Source organism: Streptomyces sp. NPDC002793 (genome assembly GCF_040295485.1).
Classification (GTDB): Bacteria; Actinomycetota; Actinomycetes; order Streptomycetales; family Streptomycetaceae; genus Streptomyces.
The window spans coordinates 84553-106414 of sequence record NZ_JBEOVL010000004.1; the positions used below are offsets into that span (position 1 = coordinate 84553).

Annotated in this window: 20 protein-coding genes; 10 read left to right on the forward strand and 10 right to left on the reverse strand. The window is 73.2% G+C overall.

All coding sequences use genetic code 11. From position 1 onward, the window contains the following. Positions 1–5 precede the first annotated feature (5 nt). The gene (locus ABT001_RS05250; protein ID WP_351272632.1) at positions 6–221 is read left to right on the forward strand and encodes a hypothetical protein; all 216 of its coding nucleotides are present in this window, start codon (positions 6–8) and stop codon (positions 219–221) included. A 45-nt stretch (positions 222–266) separates the two neighbouring features. Here the strand turns inward: ABT001_RS05250 and ABT001_RS05255 are convergent, their stop codons facing one another. After that, positions 267–1718, reverse strand: a complete 1452-nt coding sequence (locus ABT001_RS05255) for an NCS2 family permease (protein WP_351272635.1) — start codon at positions 1716–1718, stop codon at positions 267–269. A gap of 186 nt (positions 1719–1904) precedes the next feature. On the opposite strand from ABT001_RS05255, the gene ABT001_RS05260 reads away from it, so the two are divergent. Together ABT001_RS05260 and ABT001_RS05265 are read left to right on the forward strand one after the other, a co-directional pair. After that, the gene (locus ABT001_RS05260) at positions 1905–2210 is read left to right on the forward strand and encodes a DUF2530 domain-containing protein (RefSeq protein ID WP_351272637.1); all 306 of its coding nucleotides are present in this window, start codon (positions 1905–1907) and stop codon (positions 2208–2210) included. Positions 2211–2302: 92 nt separating this feature from the next. Next, complete coding sequence (locus ABT001_RS05265) at positions 2303–4711, forward strand: HAD-IC family P-type ATPase (protein ID WP_351272640.1); 2409 nt, start codon at positions 2303–2305, stop codon at positions 4709–4711. Between the two features lie 33 nt (positions 4712–4744). On the opposite strand, the gene ABT001_RS05270 is transcribed toward ABT001_RS05265, so the two are convergent. From ABT001_RS05270 to ABT001_RS05280, 3 genes are all read right to left on the reverse strand, one after another. Continuing rightward, positions 4745–5596 carry a DUF5707 domain-containing protein gene (locus ABT001_RS05270; protein ID WP_351272643.1) on the reverse strand — a complete coding sequence of 284 codons (852 nt, stop codon included), beginning with the start codon at positions 5594–5596 and terminating at the stop codon, positions 4745–4747. A 257-nt stretch (positions 5597–5853) separates the two neighbouring features. After that, a complete protein-coding gene (locus ABT001_RS05275; protein WP_351272646.1) occupies positions 5854–9030 on the reverse strand; it encodes a sacsin N-terminal ATP-binding-like domain-containing protein in 3177 nt (1058 codons plus the stop codon). Positions 9031–9137: 107 nt separating this feature from the next. Further along, on the reverse strand, positions 9138–10067 hold the full coding sequence (locus tag ABT001_RS05280; RefSeq protein ID WP_351272649.1) for a DUF3027 domain-containing protein: 930 nt from the start codon (positions 10065–10067) through the stop codon (positions 9138–9140). 428 nt (positions 10068–10495) lie between these two features. On the opposite strand from ABT001_RS05280, the gene ABT001_RS05285 reads away from it, so the two are divergent. The 4 genes from ABT001_RS05285 to ABT001_RS05300 are packed head-to-tail and all read left to right on the forward strand — an operon-like array spanning position 10496 to position 14093. Beyond that, positions 10496–11929, forward strand: a complete 1434-nt coding sequence (locus ABT001_RS05285; RefSeq protein ID WP_351272652.1) for an MFS transporter — start codon at positions 10496–10498, stop codon at positions 11927–11929. Between the two features lie 27 nt (positions 11930–11956). After that, positions 11957–12439 carry a DUF2771 domain-containing protein gene (locus tag ABT001_RS05290; RefSeq protein WP_351272654.1) on the forward strand — a complete coding sequence of 161 codons (483 nt, stop codon included), beginning with the start codon at positions 11957–11959 and terminating at the stop codon, positions 12437–12439. Between the two features lie 45 nt (positions 12440–12484). Next, positions 12485–13204, forward strand: coding sequence for a futalosine hydrolase (locus ABT001_RS05295; protein WP_351272657.1), 720 nt, complete (start codon positions 12485–12487; stop codon positions 13202–13204). Then, positions 13176–14093: a 1,4-dihydroxy-6-naphtoate synthase gene (locus ABT001_RS05300; protein ID WP_351272659.1), complete on the forward strand. Its 918-nt coding sequence runs from the start codon at positions 13176–13178 to the stop codon at positions 14091–14093. Before ABT001_RS05295 ends, ABT001_RS05300 begins: the two co-directional genes overlap by 29 nt. A 72-nt stretch (positions 14094–14165) precedes the next feature. Here ABT001_RS05300 and ABT001_RS05305 read toward each other — a convergent pair whose 3' ends face one another. Further along, positions 14166–14549 (reverse strand): cold-shock protein, encoded by a 384-nt coding sequence (locus ABT001_RS05305; protein WP_351272662.1) that lies wholly within the window; start codon positions 14547–14549, stop codon positions 14166–14168. 166 nt (positions 14550–14715) lie between these two features. On the opposite strand from ABT001_RS05305, the gene ABT001_RS05310 reads away from it, so the two are divergent. Next, positions 14716–14952, forward strand: coding sequence for a hypothetical protein (locus tag ABT001_RS05310; protein ID WP_351272665.1), 237 nt, complete (start codon positions 14716–14718; stop codon positions 14950–14952). 7 nt (positions 14953–14959) lie between these two features. Here ABT001_RS05310 and ABT001_RS05315 read toward each other — a convergent pair whose 3' ends face one another. Beyond that, a complete protein-coding gene (locus tag ABT001_RS05315) occupies positions 14960–15586 on the reverse strand; it encodes an HAD family hydrolase (protein ID WP_502967423.1) in 627 nt (208 codons plus the stop codon). 171 nt (positions 15587–15757) lie between these two features. Between ABT001_RS05315 and ABT001_RS05320 the strand changes: the two genes are divergently transcribed. Then, positions 15758–15985 (forward strand): hypothetical protein, encoded by a 228-nt coding sequence (locus tag ABT001_RS05320; protein ID WP_351273098.1) that lies wholly within the window; start codon positions 15758–15760, stop codon positions 15983–15985. Positions 15986–16056: 71 nt separating this feature from the next. Here ABT001_RS05320 and ABT001_RS05325 read toward each other — a convergent pair whose 3' ends face one another. From ABT001_RS05325 to ABT001_RS05335, 3 genes are all read right to left on the reverse strand, one after another. Continuing rightward, positions 16057–16602 carry a TetR/AcrR family transcriptional regulator gene (locus ABT001_RS05325; RefSeq protein WP_351272670.1) on the reverse strand — a complete coding sequence of 182 codons (546 nt, stop codon included), beginning with the start codon at positions 16600–16602 and terminating at the stop codon, positions 16057–16059. A gap of 14 nt (positions 16603–16616) precedes the next feature. Then, entirely contained in the window at positions 16617–17198 is a 582-nt protein-coding gene (locus ABT001_RS05330; protein ID WP_351272673.1) for a sugar O-acetyltransferase, read from the reverse strand. 127 nt (positions 17199–17325) lie between these two features. Then, positions 17326–18531, reverse strand: coding sequence for a hypothetical protein (locus ABT001_RS05335; protein WP_351272676.1), 1206 nt, complete (start codon positions 18529–18531; stop codon positions 17326–17328). 63 nt (positions 18532–18594) lie between these two features. Between ABT001_RS05335 and ABT001_RS05340 the strand changes: the two genes are divergently transcribed. After that, complete coding sequence (locus ABT001_RS05340) at positions 18595–21057, forward strand: helicase-associated domain-containing protein (RefSeq protein WP_351272679.1); 2463 nt, start codon at positions 18595–18597, stop codon at positions 21055–21057. A gap of 12 nt (positions 21058–21069) precedes the next feature. On the opposite strand, the gene ABT001_RS05345 is transcribed toward ABT001_RS05340, so the two are convergent. Then, positions 21070–21855 (reverse strand): uracil-DNA glycosylase, encoded by a 786-nt coding sequence (locus ABT001_RS05345; protein WP_351272681.1) that lies wholly within the window; start codon positions 21853–21855, stop codon positions 21070–21072. Positions 21856–21862 lie beyond the last annotated feature (7 nt).

The window sequence follows — 21862 nt, forward strand, 5'->3', positions numbered from 1 at the left end:
TTGGCATGGGATCGACAGTGCTCAGCCTGCGCATAGACGGTGAGCTGCTCGACCGGCTCCGCCGGCACGCCGCCAGACGCGGCATGAGCGTCCAGGACTACGTGGTCCGGACGCTCGTCCGCGACGATTTCGACGAGCGCTTCCACGCGTCCGTCGACGAGACGGAGAAGTTCTACGGGGCGGAGCCCCGTCACGGGGACCCGGCCGACCGGGTCACATGAGGGAGATCCGCCCCGCAGGGGTGGAGCCGACGGAGACGGGCGCGCTTACGTGAGGCCGAGCGCCGGCATCGCGTAGTAGAAGACGAAGACCGCTGACACCACGTACATGGCTGCCGGGACCTCCCGGCCGCGGCCCGCCGCCAGGCGCATCGCGCTGAAGGCGATGCAGCCGATGCCGATGCCGTTGGTGATCGAGTACGTGAGCGGCATCATCAGCATGGCCAGGAACGCCGGGATGGCCAGCGTGTAGTCGCTCCAGTCCACGTCGCGCACGTTGCCCGCGAGGATCATGAACCCGACCGCGATCAGCGCGGGAGTGGCCGCCTGCGAGGGGACCATGGTCGCCAGGGGCGTCAGGAGCAGCGCCACCGAGAAGAGCAGGCCGCTCACGACGCTCGCGAGCCCGGTACGGGCGCCCTCGCCCACGCCCGCCGTGGACTCCACGAAGCAGGTCGAGGCGGAGGAGGAGCTGACCCCACCCGCGGCGACGGCGACGCCGTCGACGAGCAGGACCTTGTTGATCCCCGGGAAGTTGCCGTTCCTGTCCATCAGCTTCGCCTCGTCGCCGACTCCGAGGATGGTGCCCATCGCGTCGAAGAAGCAGGACAGCAGCACGGTGAAGACGAAGAGCACACCGGTCAGGAGACCGACCTTCTCGAAGCCGCCGAACAGGCTCACCTCGCCGATCAGGCCGAAGTCCGGGGAGGAGACGGGATTGCCCGGCCACTCCGGGACCGTCAGCCCCCAGGCGCCGGCCGGCAGCTCGGCGACCGCCTCGATGACCAGCGCGACGACCGTCATGACGACGATGGAGAGCAGGATGGCGCCCGGCACCTTGCGGACGATCAGCGCGAGGGTCAGCAGCACACCGAGGACGAAGACCAGGACCGGCCAGCCGTTGAGGTGACCGTCGCTGCCGAGCTGCAGCGGAACCGTGGTGTGCGCGGCGTCCGGGATGCGGGAGACGAAGCCCGAGTCGACCAGGCCGACCAGCAGCACGAAGAGGCCGATGCCCATCGCGATGCCCTTGCGGAGCGAGCGCGGCACGGCGTTCATCACGCGCTCACGCAGTCCGGTCGCGACCAGCAGCATCACGACGATGCCCGCGAGGACGACCATGCCCATCGCGTCCGGCCAGCTCATCCGGGGGGCGAGCTGGAGGGCGACGACGGTGTTGACGCCGAGACCGGCGGCGAGCGCGATCGGCACGTTGCCGATGACGCCCATCAGCAGCGTGGAGAACGCGGCCGCCAGCACGGTGGCCGTGACGAGCTGGCCCCCGTCCAGCTGGTGCCCGTACATGTCCTTCGCGCTGCCGAGGATGATCGGGTTGAGCACGATGATGTACGCCATGGCGAAGAACGTGGCGAAACCGCCACGGACCTCGCGGGCGACCGTCGACCCCCGCTCGGAGATCTTGAAGTAGCGATCGAGTACGCCGTGCGGCTGCCGGGGCGACGGAGGCTGATCGACCGGAGCGGTGGCCGAGGAGGACATGTGTGACCTTCAGTCGTGCGGGGGGATGAAAATGGTCATCTTTGGATGTTCACACGAATGAATCGAGCCACCCATAAGCAGATTCAGTATGAATACATAAGGGAAAGATCGCTATCTCCGCGCGTAGACCCATGGGCCGACCGGCCTGCGCCACCCCGCTCCGGCCGCGGCACTAGACTCGGCCGCATGCAGAAGTGGACACCCAAGCACGAGGCACCCGAGCCCCTGGAGGGTCCCGTCGTCGCCACCATCACCGGCGGCACGATCCTCTGGTTCGTCCTCTTCCTCGTGCAGGTGCCCTTCTACGGCTGGTTCGACGACCGCGGCTACACCTGGTGGATCTGGGTCTGCCTCGCCGGAGCCGGACTGGGCCTGATCGGCATCTGGTACGTCCGGGGGCGGGAGGCCGCGATCGCGCGGGCCGCGGCGGCGCAGGCCGAGGCGGCCGTCACCGATGCCGGACCGACGGCGTCCGGCACCGCGCGTTCCTGACGTACGACCCCGGTACCGTTCCGGTCCTCCCACGGTCTGATCCTCCGCCACCCGGCGGGTGAACCGTGCCGTCCGCCCTTACGGTCGGACTCATGACGCAGCGGGCACTCGACTCCTCCGGTGAGCAGCCGGACACCGTACGGACCCCTCCCGCGACCGCGCCGCCCGGCGGGCTGACCACTGCCGAGGTCGCCGAACGGGTCGCGCGGGGTGAGGTCAACGACGTACCGGTCCGCTCGTCCCGCTCGGTCACCGAGATCGTCCGCGCGAACGTCCTCACCCGGTTCAACCTGCTCATCGGCGTGCTCTGGGTGATCATGCTGGCCGTCGCGCCGATCCAGGACAGCCTCTTCGGCTTCGTGATCGTCGCGAACACCGGCATCGGCATCATCCAGGAATGGCGCGCGAAGAAGACGCTGGACAACCTCGCGGTGATCGGCGAGGCGAAGCCGACCGTCCGACGCGACGGGGCCTCCGCCGAGGTCTCCGTCTCCGAGATCGTCCTCGGCGACCTGGTCGAGCTGGGCCCCGGGGACAAGGCCGTCGTCGACGGCACGGTCGTCGAGGCCGAGGGCCTGGAGATCGACGAGTCGCTGCTGACCGGTGAGGCCGACCCCGTGCTCAAGCACCCCGGCGACCCGGTGATGTCCGGCAGCTTCGTCGTCGCGGGCGGCGGCGCGTTCACCGCCACCAAGGTCGGCCGCGAGGCGTACGCCGCTCAGCTCGCCGAGGAGGCGTCGCGCTTCACCCTCGTCCGGTCCGAGCTCCGCAGCGGCATCAGCACGATCCTCACGTACGTGACGTGGATGATGGTGCCGACGGCGATCGGGCTCATCATCAGCCAGTTGGTCGTCAAGGACAACAACTTCAAGGACTCGGTCGCCCGCACGGTCGGCGGCATCGTCCCGATGATCCCCGAGGGCCTGGTCCTGCTCACCTCGGTCGCGTTCGCCATCGGGGTCATCCGGCTCGGCCGCAAGCAGTGCCTCGTGCAGGAACTGCCCGCCATCGAGGGTCTGGCCCGGGTCGACGTCGTCTGCCTGGACAAGACCGGCACCCTCACCGAGGGTGGCATGGACGTCACCCAGCTACGCGCGCTGAACGGCTCCGACGAGGACTACGTGCGGCGGGTCCTGGGGGCCCTCGGTGCCTCCGACCCCCGGCCCAACCCCAGCCTCCAGGCCATCGTCGACGCCTTCCCCGACGGCGCGGGCTGGGGCGTCACCCGGGCCATGCCCTTCTCCTCGGCCCGCAAGTACAGCGGCGCCGCCTTCACCGAGGGCGACGGCGCCGCGTCCGCCTGGCTGCTCGGCGCCCCCGACGTGCTGCTCTCCGCCGACGACCCCGCCCTCACCGAGACCGGCCACCTCAACGAACAGGGGCTGCGGGTCCTGCTGCTCGCCCGGGTGGGCGGCGAGCTGGACGCGCCGGACGCCGCCTCGGGCGCCGTACCCACCGCGCTCGTCGTCCTGGAACAGCGGCTGCGGCCCGACGCCGGGGAGACCCTGGCCTACTTCGACGACCAGAACGTCGCCGCGAAGGTGATCTCGGGCGACAACGCCGTCTCGGTCGGCGCGGTGGCCCAGAAGCTGGGGATGCCGGGAGCCGAGCACGCCGTGGACGCCCGGCGGCTTCCCGAGGACCGTGACGACATGGCGACCGAGATCGAGCGCAACGCCGTCTTCGGCCGGGTCACCCCGCAGCAGAAGCGGGACATGGTCGGAGCGCTCCAGTCCCGCGGTCACACGGTCGCGATGACCGGCGACGGGGTCAACGACGTACTCGCGCTGAAGGACGCCGACATCGGGGTCTCGATGGGATCGGGCTCCGAGGCGACCCGTGCGGTGGCCCAGATCGTGCTGATGGACAACAGCTTCGCGACCCTGCCGTCGGTCGTGGCCGAGGGCCGCCGGGTCATCGGCAACATCACCCGGGTCGCCACCCTGTTCCTGACCAAGACGGTCTACTCGGTGCTGCTGGCGATCCTGGTGGTCTGCTTCCAGGTCGAGTACCCGTTCCTGCCACGCCATCTCACGCTGCTGTCCACGCTGACGATCGGCGTACCGGCGTTCTTCCTGGCGCTCGCCCCCAACAAGGAACGGGCCCAGCCGCACTTCGTGCGCCGGGTCATGCGGTACGCGATCCCGTCCGGGGTCATCGCGGCGGCGGCCACCTTCACCACGTATCTGATCGCCCGCCACCACTACGCCGGCACGGGGGCGCTGGACGCGGAGACGAGCGCGGCGACACTCACGCTGTTCCTGGTCTCCATGTGGGTCCTGGCGATCATCGCCCGCCCGTACACCTGGTGGCGGGTCGCCCTCGTGGCGACGATGGGCCTGTGCTTCCTCATCGTGCTCGCGGTGCCGTGGCTGCAGGACTTCTTCGCGCTGAAGCTGGTGGGCACGACGATGCCGTGGGCCGCGGTGGGGGTCGCGGCGGCAGCGGCGGCCGCCCTGGAATTCGCCTGGCGTGTGGTCGGCCGCCACTTCCGCCCCTGAGGGAGCTGGTTACTTCACGTCGTGGTTCGCGACCTACTTCACGTCGACGAAGTCACCCGCGGTCGTGACGGCCGGGGTGGTCGACGTGCCGGCGAAGCTGTAGCGCCAGTAGCCGTCCACCGAGGCCTTGGCCGTGGTCTTCAGCGCACCGGTGCTGTTCGTCTTGATGGTCTTGACGGTGGTGTAGGTGCTGCTGTTCTTCTTGCGGAACTGCAGCTTGACGGGCTGCGCGGTGTAGCCCTTGTAGGTGCCGGTCTCCCAGTTGGCGCGCGAGAGCTTGCCGGTGACCGTGATGGTCTTGCCCTTCTTGACGGGCTCCGGCGCGGCGTTGACGGTCAGCTTGGAGAGGCGCTGGAGCCGCACCTTGGCGAAGGCGTCCTTCTGCACGATCTGGCCGTCCTTGCTGAGCACCATCGCGCCGACCTTCCAGCTGGTGGCGTCGGAGTTGATCAACCAGGCCGGATCGACGGTGACCGTCAGCGTGCAGGTGGAGGTCGTGGCGTTGGCCGCCTTGCACTTGGCGGATTCCTCGTTCTGCCCGAAACCGAAGCTGTCCTCGGACTCCAGGTCGCTGCCGATCCACAGGATCGTGCTGGCGTCGGCGATACCCGAGTCGTCCGTGGCGGTGATGGCGACGGTGACCTTCTTCGGAGCGGTGGTGCCCACCACGATGGCCTTGCCACCGTTCACGACGGCCTTGGTGATCTTGAGGTCGTCGGTGGCGGTGACCGCACGGGCGGCCATCCGCCCGTGGGACTGCTGAGGCGCGGACAGCTCGAAATCGGGCGTCCAGGTGCGGCCGTCGTCGGCCTGTGCCGCCGGAACGGCGAGAGCGGACAGAGCCAGGGCGCCGGAAACAGCGGCGACGGTGGCACGAATACGCATGTGTTCCCCTGTGGGGCAAGGGGACCTCCCGGGGATGGTGTCCTCCGGCGGGTCCCGATGGGTCGATGAGTCTGGTGACTCGAACGAACAGACAGTGAACAAGCATGAAAGGTTGTGCCCTTGGCGCGACTTTTTCGTGAAGATCGCATACCTGGGCCGAATCGGGGTATCCGGGGGCGCGGTATCAACACCCACGCCCCCGAGGGACATCGCGGCGGTCAGGGTCGTCCGGACCGACCACCAGGCCGGCCGGCCGTTCAGTCGAACCAGCGGTCCCTGGCCAACTCCTCGGTGCGGGACGGGTCCTCCAGCAGCGCTGCCACCTCGAAGCGGCGTGGCCACTGGCCGGCCGCCCAGGCGAGGCCCGCGGCCACGCCCTCCACCGTGGACGCGTGGACCACCCCGTCAGGGGTGCGGCGCCAGTCCAGCTCGACGCCGCCGGCGCGCAGTTCGCCGTGCTCGACATAGGTCTCGGGGGTCCCGGCTCCGAGCAGGATGCGTACGGACTCGGGAACCCGGTGCTCCTCGCCCTCCGACGTCACCAGGGCCTCGACGCTCTCGCCGAGCCGCCGCACCTGGAGAAGGTCCGCGAGCTCGGCCGCCCGCGCCGGGGCCACCGGCAGCAGCGGGAGTCCGCCGGTCAGCGGCAGCAGGTCGGGGGCGTCGGCGATCACGACGTCCGCCGCGTCGACGACCCGCACCTCGTCGTCCACCACGGCCCGCAACTCGTCGGGGAGCGTGACCTGTTCGGGATCCAGCTCGGCGAGCGCCGTGTACAGCGAGTGCAGCTGCACGGGGCCGACCGGGCGCTCCTCGTCGGCGAGCCGGCCCAGCAGCTCGGCCGCCCCGCCCGGCTCGTCCAGGAGCCCGGCCACCGAGGTCCGTACGCCGAGGGCGCGCAGCACCTGCGCGTCGTCGAAGCCCGTCGCGTCGGCGGAGTCGTACAGGCCGGCCAGGCGCGGGTCGCCGCCCGCCGCGCGCAGCCCGGCCGGACGCCGTCCGTCGAGCACGGGGTGATCACGCAGCCACCACGCCGTGTAGGGCCGTACGGACTGCGTCGTGCCGTCCGGGAGCAACACCCGTACCGGCTGGGTCAGCGCGTCGCGCAGCGGCGGGCGGGCCAGCATCGCCAGGGCCTGCGGCCAGGCGTCGTCGTCGACGAGGTCCAGGTCGCGTACGGCGACGATCTCGGTGGCGACCGGCGGCACCGGGGTGTCCGGGAGCTGGTCCAGGAGGTCCTCGCACCACACGTCGACGGCGTCGAGCAGTCCGGCGTCGTCCGGCTCGGCGAAGTCGGTGTCGCGGGGCTCCAGTTCGTCCGGGTCCAGGACGACGTCGGTGGCCCGTACGAGGGCGAAGGTGGCCAGCACCCCGCAGGCGGTCAGGGGCTGTTCGCCCCAGCGCTCGGCCAGTTCCGCGTCGCACAGGGCGAGTTCGCCCTCGCGCATCACCTGGGCGAACGGGCTGTCCGGCAGCACGAGTTCACCGGCGGGCGCGGGTTCGCCGTCCTCGTCAGGCAGGGCGAGCGCGCCCAGCCAGGGCTCGTCCCCGGGTTCGAGGTCGGCGTCGCGCACGAGCGTGAGGACGGTCTCGGCGAGCTCGTCGCCGTCCAGGGCGTCCTCGTCCCACACCTCGCCCGCCTCCAGCGAACCGGCGACGGCGGCCCGGACCTGCGGGGTCGTCAGGACGGCGCGGGGGGTGGCGGGCAGGGCGCCCAGCTTCTCCAGCAGGGGGTGCGCGGCGTCCGGGTGGGCCATCTTCAGCCCGAGCCGGGCCAGCCGGCCGAGGACGGGGGAGGACGGCGCGTCCGGCAGCGGCAGGAGGACCTGCCGGGGGCCGATGGTGGTGCGCGGGGTGCCCTCGGAGCCCGCGAGGGGCACGGGCAGCCCGGAGAGCCGGTCGGGGTCGACGCCGGCCAGGCTGTCGTACAGCCGCCGCCACCAGTCCGGGGCGCGCTCCAGACCGGCCAGCCGGTCGATGGCCTCGGTCAGCGGGACCCGGGCGACGCCGAGCGCGCGCAGCTCGGGGCGGCGCTCCAGGCCGGCGGGCAGCAGGCAGGGCAGCACCTCGGCGAGGACGCGTACGGTCGCGTCGCCCACGCCCTCGACCACCTCGGCCTCGACCGGACGCAGCGCGGTCGTCCCGGGGCGCGGGGCCGCGCCGCCGTCCCAGTCGTCCCACCGGTCCGCCGCCTCGGCCGGGTCCCGGGGCGCGGCGGGCTCCAGGAACGCGACCCGGGGCAGCCGCTCCAGGATCGCGGCCCGCAGCGCACCGTCGAGCTGTCCCTTGCCGAGGACGCCGGGCACCAGCGCGATCGTGGCCACGGAGACGGGCTCCCAGCCGGCCAGCAGTTCGGCGTAGGCGTCTGCCGCGCGTTCCACCAGGAAGTCGGTCAGAGGGCCCTGCGCGGGGTGCCGGCGGGTGGTGTCGAGCGGCAGCGAGGCGATGAGCAGCGCGGGGACGCCGAGGGGTTCGTCGGTGGGGGTCGGCGCGTGCACGACGGGTGCCGTACGGGGGTGCTGGGGCGCCCCGTCCTCGTCCACGGGCACGGCCCACGTCACGGACCAGTAGGGCCGCAGCCGTTCCTCGACGGGCCGGTCGGCCAGCAGCGTGGGCTCCAGGGCGCCCTGGGCGGTGGTGGTGCGCCAGCGGTGGAGCCCGTGCGCGGAGTCGTCGACGTGCGTGTACGGGCCGTGCTGCGAGCGGCTCAGCGTCCGTACGCCGGCGGAGGTCTCGATCACGACCTCGTCGAGGCCGGACAGCGTCAGGAGCAGCGCGTCGTCCACCCCGTCGAGCAGCCTGCCGACGAGGTCCTCGGCGACGCCGTCGCGGAGCGGCAGGACGACGACGGTGTCGTAACCGTCGGGTGCGGTGCCCTCGGCGGGCAGCGGCAGCCGCAGCAGCGGTACGTGTCCGTCGCGGCGGCGCAGCTCGTCCCCGAGGCCGGGGCTGCCGACGGCCGCCTGCCGCGCGAGGTCGCGTGCCTCCGCGAGGGACCAGCGGACGCCGCCGTGGCGCCCGACGACGGCGGGCTCGTCACTGACCGCCAGCACGGCGGCGAATCCGACGCCGAAGCGGCCGACGGCCGACTCGTGGCCCTCGCGCTTGGCGGAGGCCCGCAGGGTGCTCAGCGACTCGACGCCGGTCGCGTCCAGGGGCGCGCCGGTGTTGGCGGCGGCGAGGACGGCGGGGGTGTCCTCGCCCGCGTCGTGCAGGGTGAGGCGCAGTCGGCCGGGGACACCGGCGCGGGCGGCGGCGTCCGCGGCGTTCTGGGCCAGCTCGACGACCAGACGGTCGCGGTAGCCGCCCAGGGCGAGGTCCTCCTCGGCGTTGGCGTCCTCACGGAAGCGCGCGGGGCCGGCGCCCCAGGCGTCGAGCACGCCGCGCCGCAGTCGCGCCGTCCCGAACGGATCGGCCCCCTCGGTCGCATTCATGCCCACGCTCGTACTCCGCTCTTCCGGTGACCCCGTGACGCCCAGTGTGCGCCCGAAGGTACCGCGACCGGGAAGCCGGTGGCCGCCGCCCTCCCCGGTCTGCGGAGTCAGGAGTGGCCGAGGTCCTCCGTCGAGCCGTCAGGCCGGTCAGGGACCGAGCCGGAGCCGTCGGCGGGGCGCAGGGCGTAGTCGTCGACCCGCATCGTGTCCAGCGCGTGCGCGGGCTTCGGCGTCTTCGGCATGACCGCCGCCTCGGAGTGCCCCCCGCAGCCGTACGACAGGGAGACCACGCGGCCGTCCGCCGGGGCGAACTCGTTCGCGCAGACCCCGAAGGCCTGCTTCAGAGAGCCCGCCATGGGCACCAGGAAGGCACAGGTGACGCAGGACGCCGGTGCCGCCTGCGCCATGGGCGTCTTCGCACCGAACTCCTCGTCCCAGCGGTCCGCCGCCAGCCGCAGCCCGTACCGGGACAGCACCCGTGCGCGCCGCGTGCCGAGCTCGTCGGCGACCGCGGCGATCGAACCGCGGCTCGTCGCGGGCCGCGCCGTCAGCTCCGCGTCCTCGACGTCGGCGAGGGCGGCCAGCTCCTGCGACACCTCGGAGACGGCGCTGTTCGGCAGGGGCTCGTCCTCGCCCGTCCAGCCGGGCTCCAGGCGTGGGTCCTCCGCCTCGGTGGGCAGGAGGTCGCCGGGGCCCATGTCACCGGGCCGCAGCCGCTCGCTCCAGGGCACCCACTCAGGGGCGAGGAGCGCGTCGGACCCGGGCAGCAGCACCGTTTCGTCAAGGGTGACGTTCTTGGCGCGGGAGGCCCTGGCGACCGTCACCGCCCAGCGCCAGCCCCGGTAGCCGGGCTCCTTGGACTCGAAGTAGTGCGTGACGACCCGGTCACCTTCGGAGACCAGGGCCACGTGCTCACCCACCACTCCTGGCGCGGCGGCCTCTTCCGCCGCCGCGCGTGCGAGGTCTACCGCCTCGGCGCACAGACGGTCAGGGGCGGGGGTACGGGCCGTACGGCTTCGCGTCGTCGCAGCACTCACAGGTCTCGCTTCTCTCCATACGCCGTCTCACGAGCGCGCCAGCAGCTCCATCGATGTCCGATTTCGGCCATGACAGTTGTGGGCGGAGCGGACCAGGGGGCCGCGTCGACGTCCACACCCGTTGTGCCTGCCTCGGGCGCGCCTTCTGCCACCCATTCTGCGGGATCGCGGAGAGGCGCGCGGCCAAGTACAACCGCCGGTGGCGCGTGAGTGCACGCTACCCTCTCCGCCGCTCCACGCCCACCTGCCGTCCCGAACTGGACAGGTTGCCCGGCCGGAGCCCTCTCGGTGTCGGGGCCGATCCGCCCGCCGCCGTGGTGCCGTCCACCCGTTCCGGGGCCGGGCCGGATCACCCGACGGAGCGGCCGCCGCCACGCCCCGGCCCGATCATGGGTTCGTCCGGGCAGGGGGTGGGGCACTATGACCACGTGGCTGCCGCCAGGTCGTCCGACGGGTCCGGTCCGCTCCGCAGGGCGGTCCGGGCGATGGGCCGTGCCCTGCGGGCCCCGTTCTCGGGCACCGCACGCGGGATCCGGAAGGCGACCCACGCCCATGGGGCGGGCGAGTCCGGCCTCGGCAAGCTGATCGAGCTGCACGCGGTCAACGGCGCCGGGGACGTCATGATCACCGTGGCGCTGGCCTCCACGGTGTTCTTCTCCGTGCCGACCGACGAGGCGCGCGGGCGCGTCGCCCTCTACCTCGCCGTCACGATGGCGCCCTTCACCCTGCTCGCCCCGGTGATCGGCCCGCTTCTCGACCGGCTGCCGCACGGCCGCCGGGCCGCGATGGCCGGGGCGATGTTCGCCCGGGTCGTCCTCGCGATCACGATGTCGGGCGCGGTCGCCACGGGCGGCCTGGAGCTCTATCCGGCGGCCCTGGGCGTCCTGGTCAGTTCGAAGGCGTACGGGGTCGTGCGCAGCGCCGTGGTGCCCCGGCTCCTGCCACCCCGCTTCTCCCTGGTGAAGGCCAACGCGCGGGTGACCCTGGCCGGGCTGCTGGCCACCGGTGTCGCGGCGCCGATCGGGGCGGGGCTGCAGACCATCGGGTCCCCCTGGCCGCTCTACGGGGCGTGCGCGATCTTCCTCGGCGGCACCGTCCTCGCCTTCACGCTGCCCCCGAAGGTCGACTCCGCGAAGGGCGAGCGGAAGGCCCGCCTCGTCGTCCCGCACGAGGAGGGGGCCCGCCCCGCCGTCCCCCGCGACGAGGCCGGGGGCGGCAGGAGCGGCAGCACGAGGGCCGGGCGCAGGAACGGGCGGGGGAAGCCGCCCGGGCTGCGGTCGGTGGGGCCGTCCGTCCTGCACGGCCTCCAGGCGAACGCCTCGCACCGCGCGCTCTCCGGCTTCCTCATCTTCTTCCTGGCGTTCCTGCTGCGCGAGCACCCGCTGGCGGGTCAGAGCGCCGCCGTCTCCCTCGGCATCGTCGGCGTCGCGGCCGGTACCGGGAACGCCTGCGGCACGGCGGTGGGCTCGTGGCTCAGGGCGCGCGGCCCCGAGGTGATCGTCGCGACGGTGCTGGGGCTCGCCCTGGGGGTCGCGGTGCTCGCCGCGGTGTTCTTCAGCACCGTCGTGGTCGCGGCCCTGGCAGCGGTGGCCGGTTTCACCCAGGCCCTGTCGAAGCTGTCGCTGGACGCGATGATCCAGCGCGACGTCCCGGAGGAGGTGCGTACGTCGGCCTTCGCCCGCTCGGAGACGCTGCTGCAGATGGCGTGGGTCGTCGGCGGTGCGATCGGTATCGCCCTCCCCCTCAGCGGAGCGCTCGGCATGTCCGTCGCCGCCGGGCTGCTCGCCCTCGGTGCCGCTGCCTCCGTACGGGGCCTCCTGGGAGCCGCGCGGCGCGGCTCGCCGCACCCCCGCGTGGCGTGAGCGGCACCGACCGATAGCCTTCGCCACATGACCGTTGCGTTCTTCTCCGGTAAGGGCCGTCGAATCGGCGTCGCTCTTGGTGCCGTGTCCGCGGGACTCCTTGTCCTGTCCGCCTGCGACAAGCCGACGCCGCTCGCCACCGTGACGGTCGGCGACAACTCGGTGCACACCGAGGCGTCCTGCTACAACGACGGCAAGGCCCTGAAGGAGTCCGAGATCCAGGGCTGCCTCAACAAGAAGGCGGAGAAGTCCGTCGAGGTCGCGATGGACGACAAGGTCCGCTTCGGTGTCGACCCCGAGGTCGCCGAGAAGGGCTGGACCCTCTTCATCAACGGCCAGCAGGCCGAGCAGGAGCCGTACAAGAAGACCTACCGGACGATCCCCGGCAGCGCCTTCTTCGCCAGCCAGACCGGCGAGACCACGGCGGACAAGACACAGGTCAGCATCGTCGAGACCCAGGGGCAGAAGCTCACGGGCATCTGGCACTTCCAGCTCACCAAGACGTCCTGACCCCTCCTGCCCCTGACCCACCCTCCGACCCCGAGGACCACCGCTGTGCGGGTGCTTGTCGTGACCGCTGTCCCTGCCGAAAGGGACGCGGTCACGCGTGCTTTCGGGGGTGGCCCCGAGGTCCGACGGGTACCGGGCGCCGAGCTGCACCGGGCGGGCCCCTTCGACGTCCTCGCGGGCGGCGCGGGGCCGGCCGCCGCGGCGGCGGCCACGGCCTTCGCCCTGGCCGCGTCGCCCGCCTCGCAGCCGTACGCGGCGGTCGTCTCGGCCGGTATCGGCGGCGGCTTCGCACCCGCCGCGCCCGTCGGCTCCCTCGTCGTGGCGACCGGCATCGTCGCCGCGGACCTGGGCGCCGAGACCCCGGACGGCTTCGTGCCGGTCACCGGTCTCGGCTTCGGCAGGGACACCTTCCTGCCGCCCGAATCCCTCGTGCGCGACCTGGCCCGGGCCACCGGCGCCGTGCCGGGCCCCGTCCTCACCGTGTCCACGGTGACCGGCAGCGCAGCCCGCACCGCCGCTCTGCTGGCCGCGCACCCCGGAGCCGTCGCCGAGGCCATGGAGGGCTTCGGCGTCGCGGAGGCCGCCGAACGGTTCGGCGTGCCGGCGCTGGAACTCCGGGCCGTCTCGAACACCGTGGGGCCGCGCGACCGTGATGCCTGGCGCATCGGCGACGCCCTGGCGGCCCTCTCCGAGGCGTTCGGGAAGACCGCACCCGTAGTGGAAAGTTGGACCCGACATGACCGACTCGACCGACACCGTGACTGACACCGTGACCGACTCCGCGACCGGCACCGCGGACGCACCGCTCCCCGCGCTGCGGATCGCCTTCTCGCCGTGCCCGAACGACACCTTCGTCTTCGACGCCTGGGCGCACGGAAGGGTCCCCGGCGCGCCCGCCCTCGATGTCACCTTCGCCGACATCGACCTCACCAACGGCATGGCGGAACGCGGCGAGTTCGACGTGCTGAAGGTGTCGTACGCCGTCCTGCCGTACGTGCTCGACGAGTACGCGCTGCTGCCGTGCGGCGGCGCCCTCGGACGCGGCTGCGGGCCGCTCGTCCTCACCCGGGAGCCCGGCGCGGACCTGACGGGGAAGACCGTCGCCGTGCCGAGCGAGCGCTCGACCGCCTATCTGCTGTTCCGGCTGTGGGCGGCCGAGGTCGTCCCGGACGGCGTGGGCGAGATCGTCGTCATGCCGTTCGACGAGATCATGCCCGCGGTGCGCGACGGCCGGGTGGACGCCGGACTGGTGATCCACGAGGCCCGTTTCACCTACCGGAACTACGGCCTGCACAGCCTCGCCGACATGGGTGAGCACTGGGAGTCGACCACCGGCCTGCCGATCCCGCTCGGCGCGATCATCGCCAAGCGCTCGCTGGGCGAGGAGACGCTGAACCGGCTGTCGGACGCGATCCGTACGTCGGTGCGGATGGCCTGGGACGACCCGGAGCGCTCGCGGCCCTACGTCCTGGAGCACGCCCAGGAGATGGACCCGGCCGTGGCGGACCAGCACATCGGGCTCTACGTGAACGAGTTCACGGCCGATCTCGGTGAGAACGGCTACGCGGCGATCCGTGGCCTGCTGACCCGGGCGGCGGCCGAGGGCCTCGTCCCCGCGCTGGCCCCGGACGCGTTCTCCGTCGCCGCGCGCTGACGTGCGGGAGGCCGGGCCCGCGGGCCCGGCCTCCCGTCGGACGCCCTGGACGCTCTGGACGCCTCGGACGCCTCAGACGTCGAGCTGGTCGGCGACCGCCCTCAGCAGGCCGGCGACCTTGGCTCCTGCGGCCTTGTCGGGGTAGCGGCCCCGCTCCAGCATCGGCGTGATGTTCTCCAGCACCGTCGTCAGGTCCTGCACGATCGAGGCCAGCTCGTCCGGCTTGCGCCGCTGCGCGGCGGCGACGGAGGGCGTGGGGTCGAGCACCACCACGGAAAGGGCCTGGTCACCGCGCTGGCCCGCGACCACACCGAATTCGACGCGCTGGCCGGGCTTGAGCGCGTCGACGCCGGCCGGGAGTACGGAGGAATGGACGAAGACGTCGGCGCCGTCGTCGCGCGAAAGAAAGCCGAAGCCTTTTTCCGAATTGAACCATTTGACCTTACCCGTGGGCACGTCTGTCCTCGTCCTCGTACTCGTCGATGCGCGGGAGAGCCGCGAAACGGCTCCTGATAGCGGTACAGCGGGTCCTCCGACCCGCCATGCCCCAGGCTAATGGCCCAGGGGCCGGACACAAGACGTCGCCGAATGGTTCCGCCGAGCTGGGAACTACCCTGACCGGGTGAGTACTACTCCTTCCGGCGCGGGCGACCGGCTCGTACAGGCCGGCGCGATCGTCTTCTTCATCGGCGCACTGGCCACTCTGGTCACCGTGGCCCCCCTCTTCCTGGGCACCGAACCGTTCCCGCCCATCGCCTACGCGGTGTGCATGCTGATGGGCCTGGGCTTCCTCATCGCGGGCGCGGGGGTGGTGCGGTCGGTGTGGAAGAACTCCCCGAAGCGCGCCGCGACCCAGTAGCGCGCGCTCACGCGGCGGCGAAGGCCCGCAGCCAGGCGGGGAACGCCGTGAGGTCCGGCAGGATCACGTCCGCGCCGGCCGCGCGCAGCTCCGCCTCGTCGCACGGGCCGGTGGTGACACCGACCGACAGGGCGTCCGCCGCGCGCGCTCCCCGGACGTCCCCCGTGTGGTCGCCGACGTAGATCCGCGCGCCGTGCTCCAGGAGTGCCTCCGCCTTGCCCTCGGCCCAGAGCCCGCCGATCAGCACGTCCGCGTCGATGCCGAGGTACGCGAGGTGCAGCTTGGCGTTCGGCTCGTACTTCGCGGTGACGACCATCGCCCGGCCGCCGAGCGCCTGGACGGCCTCGACGGCCTCCCTGGCGCCGGGCAGCGCGGTCGTCGGCGTGATCGCCGTGTCCGGGTAGAGCGCGCGGTACCGGTCGCACGCCCCGTCGACCGCGTCGGCCGGGAACCAGTTCCGCATCTCGTCCTCCAGCGGCGGGCCGAGCCGGCTGACGACGAGGTCGGTGTCGATGTACGCGCCCGTCTCGGCGGCCAGCTTCTCGTAGGCGGCCTTGATGCCGGGCCGGGAGTCGATGAGCGTCATGTCGAGGTCGAAACCGACCGTCAAGGTGTGTGAAGGCATGGATCCCATTGTGCCGACCGTCCGGCGCGGGTGACCGGCCCGTCTCTCCGGCCCCTGGTGCTGCCCCCACCGTCGGCCGGTGGGTCACCGGATGGGCTGCGGCACCGGTGCGCGCGATGGTGTGTCCCGGCGACCACATCGATCGAGGGGGCAGCAGTGAACCGACCCAGGAAACAGGGCATGACACGCCGCACGTTGGTGGCCGGCGCGGCGGCAGCAGGCGCGGGGCTGGTGGGAGGGGGCAAGGCCGTCGCCGGCACGCCTGGAGCGCGGCCTCATCGAGCTGCGGCGGGACATCCACCTAGCTATCCGCACTACCCGGACTTCTCCCCGGACGAGCGCGCCATCGGAGTCGGTGTGCGCGCGATGGCCGGCTGGCTCGCGGAGCGCACGCACCGGGCGGCGTGAGGGATAAGGGCTGAGGCCTGTGGGGCGCGGAGTCAGGTCCGCGCCCCACAGGCGGTTCGGGGCCTCCGGGCTCAGGTGCCGGAGGTCATGCGCAGCACCGCCAGCCGCGTCAGCTCGCGGCCCTGCGGTTCCGTGTCGAGGGCCCGGTGCAGGGCCAGTCCTTCGATCAGCGCGTCCAGCTGCCGTGCCGTGTCAGGGTCGAAGTGCTGCTCCAGCAGGCGGCGGCTGCGGTTCATCCACGCGTGCGTGAGCTCGCGGTACTCGTCACGCCGGGCCGCCAGCGTGTAGAGCTCCTGGGTGAGGACGAGATCACGGCGTGGTCCCTCGGAGAGCACGTGGATGAGGTCGATGACGGCGTCCCGAGCCTGGTCCGGGGTCTCGGCCCGGCCCAGGTACAGCTCGAAGACGGCCACGATGTGGTCGGCGAAGCGGGTGAAGGCCTCGCGCAACAGGTCGTCGATGCCACCGAAGTGATACGTCATCGATCCCAGCGGGACGTCGGCGCGGCCGGCGATCTTGCGGTGGGACACGCCGGCGACACCCTCCTCCGCGATGTGGTCGAGCGTGGCGGCGAGGATGCGCTCGCGCCGCTGGGGATCGGTGCGTCCGGTGGCCATGGGGACGGGTCCTGTCAGACGCTTCGGATGACGCGGGCGGGGTTGCCCACGGCGACGACGTCGGCGGGGATGTCCTTGGTCACCACGGCCCCCGCGCCGATCACCGAGTTGTCGCCGATGGTCACCCCGGGGCACACGATGACTCCGCCGCCGAGCCAGACGTTGTCACCGATGGTGATGGGCAGCGCGGCTTCCAGCTTGTTCCGACGGGGACCCGGCTCCACGGGGTGGGTCGGGGTGAGCAGCTGGACGTTGGGGCCGATCTGGCAGTCCTCACCGATGGTGATGCGCGCGACGTCCAGCGCGGTGAGGTGGTAGTTGACGAAGGTGCGGGCGCCGATGCTGATGTTGCTGCCGTAGTCGACGTACAGCGGCGGCCTCAGGTCGACGCCCTCGCCCACGGAGCCCAACAGCTCGGCCAGGAGCGCCCGGGCCGCGTCGGCGTCCTCGGTGCAGGCGGCCTGGAAACGGGCCGCGAGGCGCATCGCGCGCTGCTGTCGGGCCGCAATCTCCGGATCGTCGGCGACGTAGAGGTCGCCCGCGAGCATGCGTTCGAGGTTGGTGCGCGGATCGTTGGCGAAGTAGTCCGTCGGCATGCGTACGAGCCTACCCCCTCGGGATGTACGAACGTACACTCTGGGTCCCGAGTCTTCCGTCACCCCGGTCCCGGTCCGTCCGTCGCCCCTGCCCCGGACCGTCGTCGCCCCGTCCTCGCGCCGCCTGTCAGCCCGTCAGCCTGCGGGCCCGCCACACGAGATACAGCGCCGACGCCACCGCCGCCACCCGCACCACCACGGGCCAGACGTCGGTCATCGCGTCGCCCATCGCATCCGCCGCGAGGGGTGCGCCCCAGCGCCCGTCCATGCGCCCCCACAGCCAGACGAAGGCCCCCGCGACGACCACGCCCGGCAGGCCCATCGCGACCCACTTGGCCTCCGCGCGCGAGAACTTGCGCGAGCTGTACGCCAGCAGCCAGCCGCCCGCGAGCGCCAGCCACTGGCCGGACACCGCACCGGCCACGAGCAGCGCGGCCGCCAGCAGCAGCAGCGGGTTCGAGAGCCGGGGCCGCGCGGCCGCCCCGTCGCCCCCGGCGGCCCGCCCGGGACGGCGGGGCAGCCGCGGCTTCCACCGGGGACGGGTCGCGGGCGGTACGGCGTCCGCCTCGCCCTCTCCCGTGCCGGGCTCCTCCGGCTCCTCCGCCTCCACCGCGGGGCGCGGCGCCGGGGCCTTCGGCTCCATCCCGAACAGCTCCGGGCTCAGCAGCCCACCCGTGAAGCCCGGCACGGACGTGCCGACGCCCATCGCGCCGGGCCCGCCCGGGCCGCCTTGCCCGCCCTGTACGTCTTCGCCGAAGGGCCCCGGCTCGACACGCCACCACTCGGTCTCGTCCCCGGACGGGGCGGCCTGCCCCAGGCCCGCCATGTGCGGTGCGGAGGCCGCCGGCCAGTCCGGGGCCGGCTCCGGCACCTCGGCCTTCCTCGGCTCGGCCTTCCGCAGCACGGTCTTCGCCGGGCGGGCCTCCTTCGACTCGGCGTCGCCCGGCTCCTCGGCCCGCTTCGGCTCCTCGGCCCCCTGCGACGCGCCCTTGCGCGAAACGTCTTTGCGGAGCAGCCCCCGCCGCGCCCGGGGCACCCCGCGCGCGCCCACGTCCCCCGTGGGCGTGTCCGCCCGGGGCGAGGGCAGCGGCACCGCGCCGTCGCCCGACTCCGCCGCAGCGGCCACCAGTTCACCCGGTGCGCCGAGCCTGCCGAGGATGCGCCGGACCACCGCCGGAGAGTCCGAGTCGTCCGTGCCGCGCTGCCGGTCGATCTCGCCCCGCACCGTCGCGACGAGTCTCATCCGGTCGCCCGAGGACAGCTGTTGTTGCTGCGCCAGGTCACCGACCCGGCTGAGATAGTCGTAGACCAGCTTGTCGCTCTCGATGCCCACGCGACGTTCTCCCTCCACCCGCCCTGCCCCGACGGTAGCGTTCCAGGGGCTACCGTGGGACGGATGGGGACGACCACACCACCGCGCACGCTCGCCGAAGCCCTGCGCGCCCGGGGCGACGAATCGCTGGCAGGGCTGCTGCGTGCCCGCCCCGACCTGCTCAGCCCCGTGCCGAACGACATCACCCAGCTGGCGACGCGGGCCGGCACGCGGGCCTCCGTCGTCCGAGCGCTGGAGCACCTCGACCGTTTCGCCCTGCAGACCGCGGAGGCGCTGGCGGTGGCGCCGGACCCGGCCCCGTACGACACGCTGCTCGCACTCCTCACCGGTGACGGCCAGGACGACGGCCACGGCCGCGACGACGCGGGCGCGGCGATCACCGCCGCGCTGCCCGCCGCGCTCGCGACCCTGCGCGAACAGGCCCTGGTCTGGGGCGAGGACACCCGGCTGCACCTCGTGCGCACCGCGCGCGAGCTGCTCGCGCCGTCGCCGCAGCACCCCTCCCCCACGGGCCTGGGCCCGACCGTCGCCGAGGCCACCGCCGGGATGTCACCGGGCCGGCTGCAGGAGATCCTGGCCGCCGCCGGACTTCCGGCCACCCACGACCCGGTGTCCGCCGTGGCCGCGCTGGCCGGACTGTTCACGGACCGCACCAGGATGGCGGAGCTGCTGGACACCGCCCCGGTCGAGGCGCTGTCCGTGCTCGACCGGCTGGTCTGGGGGCCGCCGTACGGGGAGGTCACCCCGAATCCCGCCCCACCCGTGCAGTGGCTGCGTGACCGCGGGCTGCTGCTGCCCGTGTCGACGCGCACCGTCGTCCTGCCGCGCGAGGCCGCGCTGCACCTGCGGGCCGGCCGCGCCCACCGTGTGCCCGAGCCCCTGCCGCCGGCGCTGGTGACGGCCGCCGAGCGCGATCCCCAGGCTGTGGACAGAGCCGCGGCGGGCCAGGGCTTCATGGCCCTGTCCACCGTCGAGGAGCTGATGAAGCGGTGGAACAACGGCGGCCCGGCCATCCTCCGTGCGGGCGGGCTGAGCGTGCGCGAGCTGAAGCGTGCCGCCGGGGCGCTCGACGTCACGGAGCCCGTGGCCGCCTTCTGGATCGAGCTCGCCTACGCGGCCGGCCTGCTGGCCTCCGACGGCGAGACCGACGAGCGGTACGCCCCGACACCGGCCTCCGACGAATGGCTGGACCTGCCCGCCCAGGACCGCTGGACGCACCTCGCCACCGCCTGGCTCGCCGCCACCCGCACCGCCGGCCTCATCGGCGGCCAGGACTCCAAGGGCCGGGCCCTGTCCGCGCTCGGCCCCGACCTGGACCGCTCGGCGGCGCCCGAGGTACGCCACCGGGTCCTGACCCTGTTCGCCTCGCTCCCGCCGGGCACCGCACCCGATCCGCAGTCCCTGCTCGCCCGGCTCCGCTGGGAACGCCCGCTGCGCACCACGGGGCCGGGTGGACCCGCGCCGGGCGACGCCTCCGACCTCCGCTCCCGTATCGCCCTGTGGACGGTCAACGAGGCGGAGCTGCTCGGGATCACCGGACGCGGGGCCCTCTCCTCGCAGGCCCGGGCGCTGCTCGACGAGGGCCCCGACGAGGCCGCCGACCGCCTCGCCCCGCTGATCCCCGAGGCCCTGGACCACGTGCTGCTCCAGGCCGACCTGACTGCGGTCGCCCCCGGCCCGCTGGAACGCCCGCTCGCCGAGATGCTGTCGGTGCTCGCCGACGTCGAGTCCAAGGGCGGCGCGACGGTCTACCGCTTCACCCCCGGTTCCGTACGCCGCGCGCTCGACGCCGGGCAGGCGGCGACCGACCTGCACGCCTTCCTGGCCACCCACAGCCGTACGCCGGTGCCGCAGCCGCTGAGCTACCTCATCGACGACGTGGCGCGCCGCCACGGCCATCTGCGGATCGGCGCCGCGTCGGCGTACGTACGCTGCGACGACGAGGCCGTGCTCAACGAGATCCTGGCGGACAAGCGTTCCGCCCCCCTGCGGCTGCGCCGGCTGGCGCCGACCGTCCTGGCCGCACAGGCCGACCCGGGGTCACTGCTCGACGAGCTGCGCGAGATGGGGTACGCGCCGGCCGCCGAATCCGCCGAGGGCGACGTCCTGATCACCCGCGCGGGCGCCCGCCGCACTCCGCCGCGTACCCCGCCCGTGCCCGTCCCGGAGGGGCCGCCGGTCCCGGACTCCACGCTGCTGACCGCGGCGGTCCGGGCCGTCCGGGCCGGTGACACGGCAGCGCGCGCCGTCCACAAGGACGCCGCGGAGACGGCTGCGGCGGGTTCCCTCCCCCGCACGACGTCCGCCGAGACCCTGGCGACGGTGCAGGCCGCCGCGATGACCGGCTCGGCGGTCTGGATCGGCTACGTCAACGCGGACGGCGCGGCCAGCCAGCGGGTCATCGCCCCGGTCAAGGTCGAGGGCGGCTTCGTGACGGCGTTCGACCACACGGCCGACGAGATCAGGACGTATCCGCTGCACCGGATCACGGGCGTCGCGGAGCTCGCCGACGAGCAGTCGACCTGACCCGCCGGGCACTCAGGAGACCGGCAGCCCGCCGGCCCTCCCGGCCTCGCGGAGCACGTCGACCAGCATGGGCATGGTGAGCCTCCCGGTGAACGTGTTGCGTTGGCTCGGGTGGTAACTGCCCAGCAGACGCAGCTCCTGCCGGTGTTCCGTGGCCGGCAGCACGACGTGGGCGCCGTGGCCGAACGCGGGGCGCGGGCGCGGCAGCCGCCAGCCCGCCTCGACGAGCACCGGCAGCAGCGCCTGCCAGCCGAAGCCGCCGAGTACCACCACCGCACGCAACCCGGGGCTCAGCAGGTCGAGTTCGGAGGCCAGCCAGGGGCGGCATGCGTCCCGTTCCGCGGGGGTGGGCCTGTTGGCCGGGGGTGCGCAGTGCACGGGCGAGGTGAGCCGTACGCCGTGCAGGGTGAGCCCGTCCCCGGCGTGTGCCGAGGTGGGCCGAGAGGCCAGGCCCACCGTGTGCAGGGCGCTGAAGAGGAAGTCGCCCGCCGCGTCGCCGGTGAACATCCGGCCGGTCCTGTTCCCGCCGTGCGCGGCCGGAGCGAGTCCGACCACCGCCACCGTCGCGTCCGGCGGCCCGAAGCCGGCAACCGGCCGCCCCCAGTACTCCCAGCCCCTGAAGGCCGCGCGCTTGACCTCGGCGACCTCCTCCCGCCAGGCCACCAGCCGGGGACAGGCCCGGCACTCCGTGACGAGCGCGTCCAGCTCGGCGAGCCCGGCGCACCGCGGCGCGTGGTGCGCCGGGTATCCCGGGTCCTCGGCTCCCGGCGCGGGACCTGCCGCATCCGTCGCATCCATGCCGCCA